At 70.3% G+C, this 13,955-nt stretch carries 9 protein-coding genes and 1 pseudogene; 4 read left to right on the top strand and 6 right to left on the bottom strand.

Features of this window, described 5'->3' with window-relative positions; translation table 11 throughout:
• Positions 1-495: 1-phosphofructokinase family hexose kinase (locus tag RJ03_RS28405; RefSeq protein WP_036508162.1), on the bottom strand; the 495-nt coding region annotated here is incomplete at its 3' end.
• Positions 496-684: 189 nt separating this feature from the next.
• Between RJ03_RS28405 and RJ03_RS28400 the strand changes: the two genes are divergently transcribed.
• Entirely contained in the window at positions 685-3,408 is a 2,724-nt protein-coding gene (locus RJ03_RS28400; protein WP_083871387.1) for a cation-translocating P-type ATPase, read from the top strand.
• Positions 3,409-3,448: 40 nt separating this feature from the next.
• Here RJ03_RS28400 and RJ03_RS28395 read toward each other — a convergent pair whose 3' ends face one another.
• The 4 genes from RJ03_RS28395 to RJ03_RS28380 form a co-directional block, all read right to left on the bottom strand.
• Complete coding sequence (locus RJ03_RS28395; protein ID WP_036508156.1) at positions 3,449-4,786, bottom strand: wax ester/triacylglycerol synthase family O-acyltransferase; 1,338 nt, start codon at positions 4,784-4,786, stop codon at positions 3,449-3,451.
• 168 nt (positions 4,787-4,954) lie between these two features.
• Entirely contained in the window at positions 4,955-5,881 is a 927-nt protein-coding gene (locus tag RJ03_RS28390; RefSeq protein WP_036508154.1) for a universal stress protein, read from the bottom strand.
• Positions 5,882-6,032: 151 nt separating this feature from the next.
• Positions 6,033-8,078 carry an NAD(+) synthase gene (locus RJ03_RS28385; protein WP_036508152.1) on the bottom strand — a complete coding sequence of 682 codons (2,046 nt, stop codon included), beginning with the start codon at positions 8,076-8,078 and terminating at the stop codon, positions 6,033-6,035.
• 46 nt (positions 8,079-8,124) lie between these two features.
• Positions 8,125-8,376 (bottom strand): SHOCT domain-containing protein, encoded by a 252-nt coding sequence (locus tag RJ03_RS28380; protein WP_036508151.1) that lies wholly within the window; start codon positions 8,374-8,376, stop codon positions 8,125-8,127.
• Positions 8,377-8,854: 478 nt separating this feature from the next.
• On the opposite strand from RJ03_RS28380, the gene RJ03_RS28375 reads away from it, so the two are divergent.
• The 3 genes from RJ03_RS28375 (at position 8,855) to RJ03_RS28365 (ending at position 13,623) form a co-directional block, all read left to right on the top strand.
• On the top strand, positions 8,855-10,021 hold the full coding sequence (locus RJ03_RS28375; protein WP_063820457.1) for a site-2 protease family protein: 1,167 nt from the start codon (positions 8,855-8,857) through the stop codon (positions 10,019-10,021).
• Between the two features lie 199 nt (positions 10,022-10,220).
• The gene (ppsA, locus tag RJ03_RS28370) at positions 10,221-12,551 is read left to right on the top strand and encodes a phosphoenolpyruvate synthase (RefSeq protein ID WP_036508149.1); all 2,331 of its coding nucleotides are present in this window, start codon (positions 10,221-10,223) and stop codon (positions 12,549-12,551) included.
• 82 nt (positions 12,552-12,633) lie between these two features.
• Positions 12,634-13,623 carry an Acg family FMN-binding oxidoreductase gene (locus RJ03_RS28365; RefSeq protein WP_036508147.1) on the top strand — a complete coding sequence of 330 codons (990 nt, stop codon included), beginning with the start codon at positions 12,634-12,636 and terminating at the stop codon, positions 13,621-13,623.
• Positions 13,624-13,738: 115 nt separating this feature from the next.
• On the opposite strand, the pseudogene RJ03_RS28360 reads toward RJ03_RS28365, so the two are convergent.
• Positions 13,739-13,955 (bottom strand): annotated as a pseudogene (locus tag RJ03_RS28360) (amino acid permease); the annotation flags it as partial.

The raw sequence follows: 13,955 nt of genomic DNA, 5'->3' as shown, positions 1-13,955 counted from the left end.
GAGGATCATCGGAACACCCTGTGCCGCAGCTACATCGGCGAGGATCTGATAGAAATCGGATTCGACCCCGGGCGGGAGGCTGCCGCTGGCGACCACGTAATCCGCTCCGGGCGCGTAGTGCTCCACCGCTGCCAGGCAGCGGTGCTGTTCGGCCGGTGTCAGCCGCGGGCCCGGGAAGACGAACCGGTACTGCTCCCCGGTGTCGTCGGCGAACACGGCCACATTCTCCCGGCTCGGCTCGGCGGTCGCCACGGCATGGGAGGGGACACCCGCCGCGCGCACCAATTGCTCGAGGAAGACACCGGTGTGCCCGCCCGCGGGATAGATCGCGGTGACGGGCTCACCGAGCGCCGCCACCGTGCGAGCCACATTGATACCGCCGCCGCCCGGGTCGAATCGCGGTGCGCTGCATCGCATCTTGTCGGTCGGCAGGACCCGGTCCGTGCGGGCGGCACTATCGATCGCGGGATTCATCGTGAGCGTGACGATCGGCATACGATCCATCTCACGGGATCGGCGGACCGCCGAGTAGGGCATTCCGGTCGGCCACGGTGGTGACCGAAGTCCCGTGTCCCGCGCGAGCGCTGCTCCTACAGTCGAAGACGAGCGACGTCACCAACCCGGCCGCTGCCGGAGGGAGGCATCATGGTCCGCAGCACCGCACGACGGCCCGGCTGATCGACCGTGCTCGACTCCGTCTCCCCGGATACCGACCACGCGGCCGAGGTGCCCGCTCGGGTCGAAGCCACCGAACCGCTGGACCTGCTGCTGCGGGATCTGCGCAGCTCCCGCGACGGCCTGTCCACCCGTGAGGCGCAACGCCGCCTGATTCACGCGGGGCCCAACACACTGCGGCGCCGGGGCACCCGGCAATGGCCGCGACAACTGTTGCGCCAGTTCACCCACCCACTCGCGCTGCTGCTGTGGGCCGCGGCGGCGCTGGCGTTCTCCGTCGGCATCGAAGCGGTGGCGATCGCGATTCTGTCGGTGATCGTGCTCAACGCCGTCTTCGCCTTCGTTCAGGAACGCCACGCCGAACATGCCGTCGAGGCGTTGGCCGCATTCATTCCGTTGCACGCCACCGTTGTTCGCGACGGGTCGCGCCGGAGCGTCGACACCGCCGACCTGGTGCCGGGCGATGTGCTGATCGTCTCCGAAGGGGACAAGATCTCGGCCGATGCCCGCCTGCTCGACGGCACGGTCGAAGTGGATATGTCGGCGCTGACCGGTGAATCGGTGCCGGTCCACCGCGGCGCCGGGCCGGTCGATTCCACCGTGCCGTTACTGCAGGCCACCGACGTGATCTTCAGCGGCACGGCATGCACCCAGGGCGAAGCGTCCGCGGTCGTGTTCGCCACCGGTATGCGCACCGAACTGGGCCGGATCGCCTCGCTGTCGGAGCGGGTGCGCACCGAGGAGAGTCCGCTCGAACATCAGGTGCGGCGGGTGGCGTGGCTGATCGCGGCGATTTCGGTCCTGCTCGGCGCAGCGTTCATTCCGCTCGCGATCTTCGGGGCCGGGCTGCCGTTCCTCGACGCGGTGATCTTCGCCGTCGGGCTGCTGGTCGGCAACGTGCCCGAGGGTCTGCTGCCGGTGATCACCCTGGCCCTGGCCATCGGGGTGCGTCAGCTGGCGGCTCGCGGCGCGGTGGTCAAACGGCTGTCGGCGGTCGAGACGCTGGGATCCACGGACGTCATCTGCACCGACAAGACCGGAACCCTGACCGAGAACCGGATGCGGGTGATCACCGTCGCCACCACCGCCGGTGACACCGACCCCTTCGCCGCCGCCGCGGCAGTGGAACCGGTGCGCCGGGCGGCACGGGCGATGGCACTCTGTAACAATGCCCATCCGTCGCCGAGCGGCGGGCTCGCCGGCGATGCGACCGATATCGCCGTCCTCGCCGCGGCGGCGGCCCTCGGTCCGGCGGCCGCGGATGGACATCGCTTGCGGCAGTTCGCCTTCGACTCGGTGCGCAAACGCATGTCCACCCTCGACGACGCCCGCGGTGTGCACACCGTCCACGTGAAGGGGGCGCCGGAGACCGTCGTCCCGCTGTGCACGGCGGAGGTGGCGCCGGACGGAACCAGCCGCCCGCTGACCGAGCGGCGGCGCGCCGACGTTCTCGCGACCGTCGACGCGCGGGCTCACGACGGGTACCGGATGCTCGCCGTCGCCGACCGGCCGCTACCCACGGGCCGCCCGGATCCAGCGACACCCGCCGCGGCGGAATCCGATCTCACCCTGCTGGCGGTCGTCAGCATCGTCGATCCGCCACGCCGGGAGGTCCCCGAGGCCGTCGCCCGCTGCCGCACCGCGGGAATCCGGATCGTCGTCATCACCGGCGATCACGGGGCGACCGCCGCCGCCGTCGCCCGCCAGGTCGGCATCGTGCACGGCACCCCGAGCATCGTCACAGGACCCGAACTGGACGCCATGAGCGAGGCCCAGCTGGACGAACTTCTCGCCGGTGCCGACGAGGTGATCTTCGCCCGGTCCTCCCCCGAGGCCAAACTGCGCATCGCCGACGCCTTACGCGAGACCGGACACGTGGTGGCCATGACCGGCGACGGCGCCAACGACGCACCCGCCCTGCGGCGCGCGGACATCGGAATCGCCATGGGCCGCAGCGGAACCGACGTCGCCCGCGAGGCGTCGACGATGGTGCTCACCGACGACGACTTCGCCACCATCGCCGCGGCGGTCGAGTCCGGACGCCGGGTCTACGACAACATCCGCAAGTTCATCTTCTACATCTTCGCCCACGCCACTCCCGAGGTGCTGCCGTTCCTGGTGTTCGCGCTGTCCGGCGGCGCGGTGCCCGTTCCGCTGACGGTGCCGTTGCTGCTCACCTTCGACGTGGGCACCGAAACGCTTCCCGCCCTCGCGTTGGGCCGCGAACGCGCCGAGCCCGGCATCATGCGCCGACCGCCGCGACCCCGCGGCGAACCGGTGATCCGGCGCCGGATGTTGTTGCGTGCCTGGCTGTTTCTGGGACTCGTGTGCGCCCTGCTGGCCCTGGCCGGATTCTTCGCCGTCCTGCTCTCGGCGGGCTGGCATCCGGGCGATCCCACCGGGCTCGGAACCGCGCTGCATCATGCCTACCGGCAGGGCGTGACGACGCTGTTCGTCGGTATGGTCGCGGGCCAGATCGGCACTGCCTTCGCGGCCCGCACCGAACGCGCGTCGCTGCGGTCGATCGGAGTGTTCTCGAATCCGATGCTGTTATGGGGCATCGGTTTCGAGCTGGCGCTGACCGCCGCGGTGGTCTATGTGCCGCCGCTGCAGGACGTCCTCGGGACCGCCGCACTCGCGCCCTGGATGATCGCGTTCGTCGTCCCGTTCCCGTTCATCGTGTGGGGGTGCGACGAGGTGTATCGGTGGGTGTTGCGCCGCCGAGGTGCCTGAGTTGTCGCGCGCTTGCCCTGTCGAGGGATGTGCGGCGAGTTCAGGCGGTGGCGCGAGCGCGAGCCAGCAGTGTCTCGATCTCGTCGGTGACCGCCGCCGGGATCAGCTCGATATCGGGGGTGGTGTCGTAGTCGCCGGTGATGCCGAAGGTGAACTGACCGGCGTAGCTCAGCATCGCGACCGTGGTGCGCAGCCGCATGGCTACCGGGATGCCGGGCCAGACCTGCTCGACCTCGCCGCCCGCGATGCTCAGCCGGTGACGAGGTCCCGGGACGTTGGTCGCCAGCGCGCTGATGCCGCGTTGCGGGAAGCGGGTGGCCAGCCGGAACGCCCACGCCGCCATACCCGCGGGAAGCCGGCCGGCCAGCGTCAGCAGCGACGCCTCCGCCTCCGCCTCGCCACGCGCCCGATGGCGGGCGATGCGCTCGTGCACCGTCTGCAGGCGGTGTACCGGATCGGCGACATCGACCGGCAAGGCGGCGATGACGACCGAAACCCGGTTGTCCATCGCGTATTTCGCCTCGGCCGAGCGCATCGAGACCGGTATCACGATCCGCACCGAATCCGCCTGCGGTTCTTCGCCCCGCGCGCTCAGCAGGCGTCGATACGCCCCGGCCAGGGCGGACACCGCGACGTCGTTGACCGTCGCGTCGAACGCGGCACCGATCTCGTGCAGCTGCGCCAGCGAGGTCCGCGCCACCGCATACCGGCGCCGGCGGCCCAGCGGGCCGTTGAGCGATGACGTCGAGGTGGGGACCACGGTATCGCGCAGTACCGGAACCAGCGTGCGTGCCGTGCTGACGGCGAAACGGGAAGCGGTGTACGGCAATCGGATCACGGTCCGCGCCGTGGCCCGCAGACTCACGGTGGTGTCCGGCGGCGGCACCGGCAGCTCGGACGGGGACTCCGGCTCCTCGTCGCAGAGACCTTCGAAGACCGTGATGCCGGCGATCCCGTCGACCATGCTGTGGTGCGCCTTGACGATCACCGCCCACCGGTCCCCGGCGAGATTGTCGACCACGACGACCTGCCAGAGCGGATGTTCGCGATCGAGGCGGCGGGCGAGCTCCTCCCCCACCAGCTCGCGCAGGGCCCCCTCGTCGCGGGGGCCGGGCAGCGCCGCCCACCGGACGTGGCGTGACAACCGAAAATCCGGGTCGTCCTCCCAGCTCGGCGCCGTGATGTCCAGCGGTGTGCGCCGCATCCGCTGACGCAGACGCTCGTTCCGGCCCAGCGCCCGGGTCACGGTCTCCTCGAACCGTTCCCGGCTGGGCACCGGACCGGCGACGATCGCGATCGCGGCGATGGCGATGTTGACGTGGCGGTCGCTGTCTTCCAGCTCCATGAAACCCGTGTCCAGCGGTCCGAATTCGCTCATGGTGGTGGCCCGTTCCGAAACATGCCGGCGATCTGCCGAGCTGGTGGGTTCAGTCTCGCGCGCTCCGCCGCGTCACCGGCAGATGCGAAGGTAGCCGCCGCGAGTGACGAAAGGCGACACCCCGCGGGCAGTGCTGCTCTGGCGAGAACAACCGGTGGCGCGAGCGCGTCACGGGTGCGGATGGACGACCAGGACCGGGCACCAGGCGTGCTGCACCAGGGCATGGGACGTGGAGCCGACCAGCGCGCCGAGCACCGCGCCCCGGCCGCGACTCCCGACCACCAGCAGTTGCGCGGATTTCGACGACTCCAGCAGCACCGCACCGGGATCGGCCAGCGACACCCGACGCGTCACGGCGACCTCCGGATACTTCTCCTGCCAGCCGGCCAGCCGTTCGGCCAGCACGGCACGTTCGCGCACCTCGACCTCGCGAGCCGAATACAGAATGTGCGGATCATCGGCGAACTGCCCGTAGTAGACGTCGTGGCATACGTGCACGGCGACGAGTTCGGCCCCGCGCTCGGCGGCTTCCTCGAAGGCGGCGCCGATGGCCGCCTCGCTGACCGGCCCGCCGTCGACGCCGACCACGACGGGGCCCTCGGTGTGTACGCGGCCCTTCTCGTGCGGATCGGTCCGTACCACCAGCACCGGCCCGGCCGCATGGGCGGCCACTGCCGACATCGTCGACCCGAAGTGGCCGGGCAGCCGGTGCGTGCCGTGGGCCGCGAGCACCACCGCGTAGGCCGACACACTGGCGTTCACCAGCGCCCTGGCGGGATCACGGTCGACGACCTCGGTCGAGATCCGCAGCCCCGGCAGTACTGCCCGGACGCGCTGCGCCGATCGTTCGACCAGCGCCGCACCGCGCTCACGAGCTGCGGAAAGCATGGCGGCCGCCGGCGAATCGAGCGAGCCGATACCGAGCTGAATCCGGTTCAGGTCCAGCGCGTGCACGATGCGCAGTTCCCGTCCGCGCTGCGCCGCCATTCCCGCGGCCCAGTCCACCGCGAGATCGGCGTGCCCGGAACCGTCGACACCGACCACGACGGCCGCCGCGGCGGAATGCCGGATGTCGGAGGCTGGATCGGGGGTCATGGCGCCCTCCTTCCGTGCGACGACCCGCGAGGTGCTCGGCCGTTGTTCTCAACGGTAGAGACGAGGGCCGATGCCGCGATGCGGCCGAAAGTCCTCATCCGACGAATCTCGCCACGCGGTTGTGGTCGACTCCTGTCGATGCGGCGGCCGCTCAGCCGGGAACGTTGCGCGCGAGTTCGTCCAGCCAGGCCGCGGCGGGAGCGTCGCTCGGCGCCCGCCAGTCCCCGCGCGGCGACAGCGATCCGCCGGACCCGACCTTGGGCGCATTCGGCAGGGTCGATCGTTTGAACTGGCTGGTCTGCACGAAGCGGCGCAGGAATTCGGCCAGCCAGTGCTTGATGGTCGCGAGGTCGTATTCGTGACGCTGATCCTCGGGGATCAGGTCGGGCCAGCCGCCGCGGGTGCGGTCACTCCAAGCGTGTTCGGCGAGGTAGGCGATGCGGCTGGGCCGGAATCCGAACCGCAGCAGGTGGTAGAGGTGGAAGTCCTGCAATTCGTACGGGCCCACGGTGGCCTCGGAACTCTGCAGCGCCGCGCCGGGCACCAGCTCCGGTGAGATCTCGGTCTCCAGGACCGAATGCAACACAGCGCTCGCCTCCGGACCGAGCTCACCGCGGTCGGCGGTCCAGGCGATCAGATATTTGATCAGCGTCTTGGGCACCGAGGCGTTCACGCTGTAGTGCGCCATATGGTCGCCGACGCCGAAAGTGCACCAGCCCAAGGCCAATTCGCTCAGGTCGCCGGTCCCGACGACCATGCCGTGGTGCATGTTCGCGAGCCGGAACAGATGCGAGGTGCGCTCCCCGGCCTGCACGTTCTCGTAGGTGGTGTCGTAGACGGGCGCCCCGTCGGCCGCTGGATGACCCAGATCGCGCAGCATCTGCGTCGCCGAGGGCCGGATGTCGATCTCACCGGCGGTCGCTCCGACGGCGCGCATCAGCCGGCGCGCGTTCTCCAGCGTCCGCGTGCTCGTGGCGAAGCCGGGCATGGTGTAGGCGAGCACCTGCGACCGCGGCAGACCCAGCCGATCCATGGTCTGCGCCGCGACGATCAGCGCGAGCGTGGAATCGAGGCCGCCGGACACGCCGATCACGAGGTGCTGGGATCCGGTCGCGGCCAGCCGCGTGGCGAGCCCGGCGACCTGGATGTGATGGACCTCGGCACAGCGCCGATTGCGGCTGCCGGGATCGGCCGGGACGTAGGGAAAGCGCGGGATCTCGCGCCGCAGTGGTGGTGCGCCGGCCGGGATCGGCGCCTCGAACTCGAGCCGCCGGAACCGGGTGACCCGCTCGTGATGGTCGTGGGCGTTGTCGGTGAAGCTGTTGAGCCGCAGCCGATCCGCGGCCAGCCGCTGCAGATCGATATCGGCGGTGACCAGTTGCGGGTCAGCGGCGAAGCGATCGCTTTCGGCGAGCAGGGTGCCGTTCTCGCAGATCAGGGCCTGACCGTCCCACGCCATATCCGTGGTGGACTCGCCCTGTCCGGCCGCGGTGTACAGATAGGCCGCGATGTTGCGCGCCGAGGTCGACACACACAGTTGCCTGCGGTAGTCCGCCTTGCCGACGACGATATTGCTCGCCGACAGATTCGCCAGCACGGTCGCGCCCGCCAGCGCGGCGAAGACATTGGGCGGTAACGGAACCCACGCGTCCTGGCAGATCTCCACCGCCAGCACGAAGCCGGGCAGGTTCACCGCCTCGAACAGCAGCTCGGCGCCGAAGGGCACCCGCTGGCCGGCAACGGTGGTGTGGTCGTCGACGGCGTCGCGAGCCGCGGAGAACTGCCGCTTCTCGTAGAACTCCTGGAAATTCGGCAGGTAGCTCTTCGGCACGACCCCCAGGACGCGGCCGCGGTCGATGATCAACGCGCAGTTGAACAGTCGCTCCCGCACCCGCAGCGGAGCCCCGACGACCAGCACACTGTCGATGTCCGCGCTCTCGGCGACCACGCGGTCGACGGCCGCGCGCACCGCGTCGTCGAGCGCATCCTGGTGGAACAGGTCCTCGGCGGAGTAGCCGGAGAGGCCGAGTTCCGGAAACAGCGTGAGCACCACGGAATCGGCGGCGGCCTGCCGCGCGAGCAGCAGTGTCTGCTCGGCGTTGTACTCGGGATCGGCCACCCGCACCGACGGCACGGCGACGCCGACACGCACGAACCCGTGCCGATACAGCGATCCGAACGGCAATTCGCGCGCCACGGCGGCTCCCTGGGATTCGACGGTCGGCCTGCCGGCGCCGGACCGGTTAGTGATCGAGTGTCCGCATGCGACGGGTGTACTCCTCGTCGTCTATCTCACCACGGGCGAAGCGTTCGGCGAGGATCTGCTGCGGGGACGGTCCGGGGCGGCCGCGGTCGGAGGCGACGGTCTCGGGCCGGGCGAGGTAGCGCAGTACGGCCACGATCGCCACCACGACCAGCACCCAGAAGATCACCATGCCCGCGAACATCAAGCCGTAACCCCAGCCGCTGACGCCGTTTCCGTACCACATCATCATCGCGGTACTTCCTCACTTTCTGCCCGCATCCGGCGGTCACATCGGCATCTGCATCATCGGGCACATCCCCATCTGGTGCAGCCACATCATCACGGCGTGCATTGCTTGCATCATCGGCGATTGCATGTCCATCTCGAGCATCTCCTCCGCGCGGGTCCGTTTCCGCGTTCGCGATCCAGCGTGATCGGCGCGACCGGCCGGTGGCAGGGGCGAAAGACCTCACCGACCGGCCGACGGTCCCCACGCCGGAACGTCCGGCCCCGGCCCGGATGTGCTCGGCGTCCACGAGGGACATTGGTCCCGGGACGCCGGGAATCTCGCCCCTCCCCCAGGACTCGGCACCGGCACAGACTGGCGGTAGGCGGGCCGATCGCCGGGTCGACGCATCGGCGCGCCGCGGCGCGTTGCCCGGCCGGGCACGCGACGACCCGAAATGTTCCGTGGGCCGGTGCGACGACACCGGGAGCGAGGTGGCCGGATGTTGCACGAGACAATTCCTTTGGGCCGGGTCGCGGGTATCCGTGTCGGCGCGCACTGGTCGGTGCTGGTCACCGTTGCGCTGTTCGTCTGGATGCTCGGCGTGCAATTGCGCGGCAGCGGCAGCCCGGCCTTCACCTGGTCCGTCGCCGCGCTCGCCGCGGTGACCCTGTTCGCCTCCCTGACCGCGCACGAACTGGCCCATTCGATCGTCGCCCGGCGGCACGGGGTGCGGGTCGAGCGCATCGTGCTCTGGCTGCTGGGCGGGGCGTCCGAACTCGGCGACGAACCGCCCGACGCGCGCAGCGATTTCCGGATCGCGATCGCCGGTCCGGCGACGAGTCTGGCGCTGGGCGGATTGTTCGCCGTCGTCGCGGTGGCCGTGGACAGCGGACGGCCCGGCAGCGCCGCCACCGCGGCGCTCGCCTGGCTCGCGGCCACGAATATCGTTCTGGGACTGTTCAATCTGCTGCCCGGCGCGCCGCTCGACGGCGGCCGGGTCGTGCGGGCCCTCGTCTGGTGGCGTACCGGCGACCGGTTGCGTGCCACCACCGTGGCCGCGCGCGGCGGCCGGGTGCTCGGCACCGCCCTCGTCGTAGTCGGCGCCGTCGACATCATCGTGCTCCGGCAGTTCGGCGGGTTGTGGCTGATGCTGCTGGGATGGTTCCTGCAGACCGCCGCCAACCGCGAACTCGCCGCTGCGGGCCTGCGGCATCGGCTGGGAGACACCAGAGTTCGCGACATCATGACCGAGAATCCGATGGCGGTGCCGGCCGAGTGGACGATTATCCAGCTACTGAACTCGAGCGCACCGCAGACCGGCCATCGCGTGTTCCCCGTCGTCGACGCGCTCGGCCACCCGATCGGCGTGGTCGCGTGGTCGGATCTCACCGCGACCGCCGTCCCGGCGCGCGAGACGACCCTGGTGCGTTCGGTCGCCCGGCCGCTGCGCGCGGTCGCGATCGTCGGGCGCGACGATCTTCTCGCCGATGTCGCCACCCGAGTCGTTCTGCGGCCCAAACTCGATGCGGTCGCGGTGGTCGACAGGTTCGGCCGGCTCACCGGTCTGATCACCGCCACCGACCTGGTCACCGCCTGCGATCGCTCGGCTCTCGGGCTGCCTGTCGGCCGCCCCGCCCACCAGGGGACGGCTCCGGACTCGCAATAGCCGATCCCTGTCCACCGAAGAATCCAGCCGTGCCCCCGTCCCGCGTGAATCCCGGCAGCCGACCTCCCACTACCCCGGTGGTCTCTGATCCGCAGTGGTGGGCGTTCCGCTCACCGGATCGAGGACCTTCGGCCATGGTCCCGGCGGGCGGGACGCGCGAGTCTGGCATCGAGACCCTTTTCAGCAGATCGGAGCCGTGATGGGCGACTATGTGGCAAGTCTGAACGATATTCGGCTGACCGATGCCGGCCAGGTGGGCGGCAAGGGGGCCAATCTCGGTGAGATGGTCGCGGCGAAACTTCCGGTGCCGCCGGGATTCGTGATCCTGCGATCGACCTACGAGACGGCCGTCGCCGCCGGGCCGCACGGGCCCGAGATCGACTCCCTGCATGCCGAGGCACTGCGCAGCGCCGTCGCCGCGGACGACGTGGGCCGCGCGCAGCTCGACCTGTTGTGTTCCCGCATGCGCGACCTGGTGCACGAGACCCGGCTCGACGGGGCGATCGAGGAGGCGATCGTGAACGGGTACCACCGGCTCGGCGACCGGGTACGCGTCGCGGTGCGGTCCTCGGCGGTCGGCGAGGACAGCGCCGATGCCTCCTTCGCCGGAATGAACTTGTCGCGCACCAATATTCGTGGCGACGCCGAGCTTCTCGACGCGGTCCGGCAATGCTGGGCGTCCCTGTTCACTCCGCGCGTTCTCACCTACCGTGCCCGCCGCGGCATGGACCGGCGGCCGGAGATGGCGGTGGTCGTGCAGCAGATGGTGACGGTCCGGTGCGCGGGCGTGGCGTTCACCGCCGACCCGACCACCGGCAGGCGGGACCGGGTCGTCATCGACGCCGCGCGCGGACAGGGTGAAGTGGTCGTATCCGGCGCGGTCGAGCCCGACACCTACGTCTTCGCCGCGGACGGCCCGACGCTGACCGAATCCCGCAGGGGTGCACAGCGTTTCGCTATCTTCGCCGACGAGGACGGTGACCGCCGCGTCGACCTCCCGGACGACGAATCGCATCGGCCGGTGCTGACCACCGACGAGGCCACCGCGGTCGCGCGCCTCGCGCTCGAAGTCCAGCGGCACTACGGCCGCCCCCAGGACGTCGAGTGGGCCTTCGACGACCAGCGGCTGTGGCTGGTGCAGGCGCGGCCGATCACCACTCTGCCCGACGAAACACTCTCGGCGGCAACGGAAGAGACGCCTGCGGCCGTCTTGCTGCAGGGCTTGCCGGCCGCCCCCGGACGAGCCCGCGGCGCGGTGCGCATCCTGCGTTCACCCGCCGAGGGATCGGCGCTGCGCGACGGGGAGATCCTGGTCGCGCCGATGACCAACCCGGACTGGCTGCCGACGATTGCGCGGGCGGCGGCCTTGGTCACCGACAGCGGCGGCATGACCTGTCACGCCGCGATCGTGGCCCGCGAACTGGGTATCCCCTGCATCGTCGGCGCGCGGACCGCCACCACATCCCTGCACGACGGCCAGCGCATCGTCGTGGACGCGAAGGCCGGCCGGATTCGCGCGGACAGCCCGGAAGAGCGGGCTGCCGAGGCGGCAACCGCGTCCGCTCCTGCCGCGACCGCCACCATGCCGCCGGCGGCCCCGGTCACCGAGACCACCGGAACGAAGATCTATGTCAACCTCGCCCTGCCCGAAATCGCCGAGCGCGTCGCCGATTCCGACGTCGACGGCGTCGGCCTGCTGCGCGCCGAAACCCTCTTGACGCGCGCGCTGGGCGGCCGCCATCCCCGCGCGGTGATCGCGGCGGGCGACGAGAACGAATTCGTCGCCACCCTGGCCGAATCCCTGCGCCGCATCGCCGTGGCCTTCGCCCCGCGCCCGGTCGTCTACCGCGCAACGGATTTGCGCAGCAACGAATTTCGCACCCTCACCGGCGGTGAGGGTTTCGAGCCGAACGAACGCAACCCGATGATCGGGTATCGCGGCTGCTACCGCTACGTCCACGAACCGGATGTGTTCCGGCTGGAACTGGCGGCGCTGGCACGCGTGCGCGAATACACGCCGAATCTGCATCTGATGATCCCGTTCGTGCGCACCCGCTGGGAACTGGCCGCCTGCCTGGAACTGGTGGACGCCTCGCCGCTGGGCCACGACCGGGGTATGCACCGGTGGATCATGGCGGAGGTACCGTCGGTCGTGCACTGGCTGCCCGAGTACGTGCGGCTCGGAATCGACGGGGTGTCGATCGGGAGCAACGATCTCACGCAGCTGATCCTCGGTGTGGACCGCGATTCCGAGGAGTGCGCCGAACTGTTCGACGAATCGGATCCGGCCGTCCTGCATGCCATCCGGCGCATCGTCACCTCGGCACGCGAACTGGGCATCACGTCGTCGTTGTGCGGGCAGGCCCCGTCCACCCGGCCCGAATTCGCCGAACATCTCGTCGCGGCGGGGATCACCTCGATTTCGGTCACCCCGGACGCGGTGCGCAACGCCCGCCGCACGGTGGCCGCCGCCGAGCGCCGGTTACTGCTCGAACGGTGCGTGCACGGTGACGAGAGGCGATTGCCGTGATGCCGGTGTCGCGGACCATGGTCGCGGCACCTCGGGACCAACGGCCCCTCCGCAGCGCACGGCGCGAACCTACCGTCGACATATGAACACAGTGCCCTCACGCGACGTCGTCGAGACAGCGGTCCGGATGGCCGGCCGTGCGCCGTCGCTGCACAACAGTCAGCCGTGGCGGTGGATGTTCGACGGTGCGCAGCTGCGGCTGTTCAGCGTGCACGAACGCATGTTGCCGACCACCGACAACACCGGCCGACAGCTCGTGATCAGCTGCGGCGTCGTGCTCGACCACCTGCGCGCGGCGATGGCCGCCCACGGGTGGCGCACGATCGTGGCGACCTTCCCGAACCCCAACGACCGCACCCACCTCGCCGATGTCCGGTTCGAGCCCTCGCCGTACATCACCGACGGTGACCGCGAACGCGCCGGCGCCATGGCGCGCCGGTACACCGATCGGCTCCCGTTCGACGAACCGGAGGGCTGGGAGCCGTTCGAGACCGTCCTGCGCACGATGGTCGACCCGGAGGACACCATCGTCGACGTCCTGCCCGACGACAGCCGCGCGGAACTGGCCCGGGCGTCGGAGCTCACCGCCTCCGTACGCCGCTACGATGCCGACTATCACGCCGAATTGCATTGGTGGACAGGGCATGTGGTGGCCCGAACCGGCATTCCCCGGGAAGCGCTGGTGAGCGAGGAGGAACGCGGACGCGTCGACGTCGGGCGGAGGTTGCCCACGGTCACCGGCGAACCACGTCGCACCGAGGTGCGCATCGACCGGTCGAAGATCCTCGTGCTGTCGACCTACGGCGACAGCGCCGACGAATGGCTGGCCTGCGGACGGGTGCTGTCCACCGTCCTGCTGGAGTGCACGCTCGCCGGCTACGCCACCTGCCCGCTGACCCATCTCACGGAGGTCCCGCGCAGTCGCAGCGTGGTCACGCGGTTGCTCGGCCGCAATGCCTTCCCGCAGGTACTGATTCGCGTCGGGCGGGCGCCGGAGAATCAACCGCGCCCGGACCCGACGCCGCGGCTGCCGTTGCCCGAGATCCTGCGCGTCACCGACGGCGCCGGCTAACCGATCGGCCCGGCGAATCGCTTGCCGTCGGCACCGCGCCCGCTGTCACCGCACTGCCGGCACCGCTCGTCACAGCGCTGCCCGCGCGATACTGCCGCGGAGTGCGGGCGCGGCGCTACCGTGCGAGAGATCGGCGCGCGACGTAGATCGCCGCCCCGATCGCCAGCACGACCGCGCCTGATACCACGGACGTCAGCGGGAGGGTGCAGGCCAGCACCACGCAGCCCATGGCGCCGACCACCGGAACCACGCGCGGCGGTCTGCCTTCCTCCGGAGTCAGCGTCCACGCGGAGGCGTTCGCGACGGCGTAGTAGCCGAGCACCGCGAAGGAC

The sequence above is a fragment of the Nocardia aobensis NBRC 100429 genome (assembly GCF_000308375.1).
Classification (GTDB): domain Bacteria; phylum Actinomycetota; class Actinomycetes; order Mycobacteriales; family Mycobacteriaceae; genus Nocardia; species Nocardia aobensis.
This window is presented reverse-complemented; position numbering and strand designations above follow the sequence as displayed.

Excerpts from the sequence above, each read along its gene's own strand:
- RJ03_RS28395 (WP_036508156.1), bottom strand. The coding sequence starts at position 4,786 with ATGAGCGAATTCGGACCGCTGGACACGGGTTTCATGGAGCTGGAAGAC.
- RJ03_RS28390 (WP_036508154.1), bottom strand. The coding sequence starts at position 5,881 with ATGACCCCCGATCCAGCCTCCGACATCCGGCATTCCGCCGCGGCGGCC.
- RJ03_RS28380 (WP_036508151.1), bottom strand. The coding sequence starts at position 8,376 with ATGATGATGTGGTACGGAAACGGCGTCAGCGGCTGGGGTTACGGCTTG.
- RJ03_RS28375 (WP_063820457.1), top strand. The coding sequence starts at position 8,855 with ATGTTGCACGAGACAATTCCTTTGGGCCGGGTCGCGGGTATCCGTGTC.
- ppsA (WP_036508149.1), top strand. The coding sequence starts at position 10,221 with ATGGGCGACTATGTGGCAAGTCTGAACGATATTCGGCTGACCGATGCC.
- RJ03_RS28365 (WP_036508147.1), top strand. The coding sequence starts at position 12,634 with ATGAACACAGTGCCCTCACGCGACGTCGTCGAGACAGCGGTCCGGATG.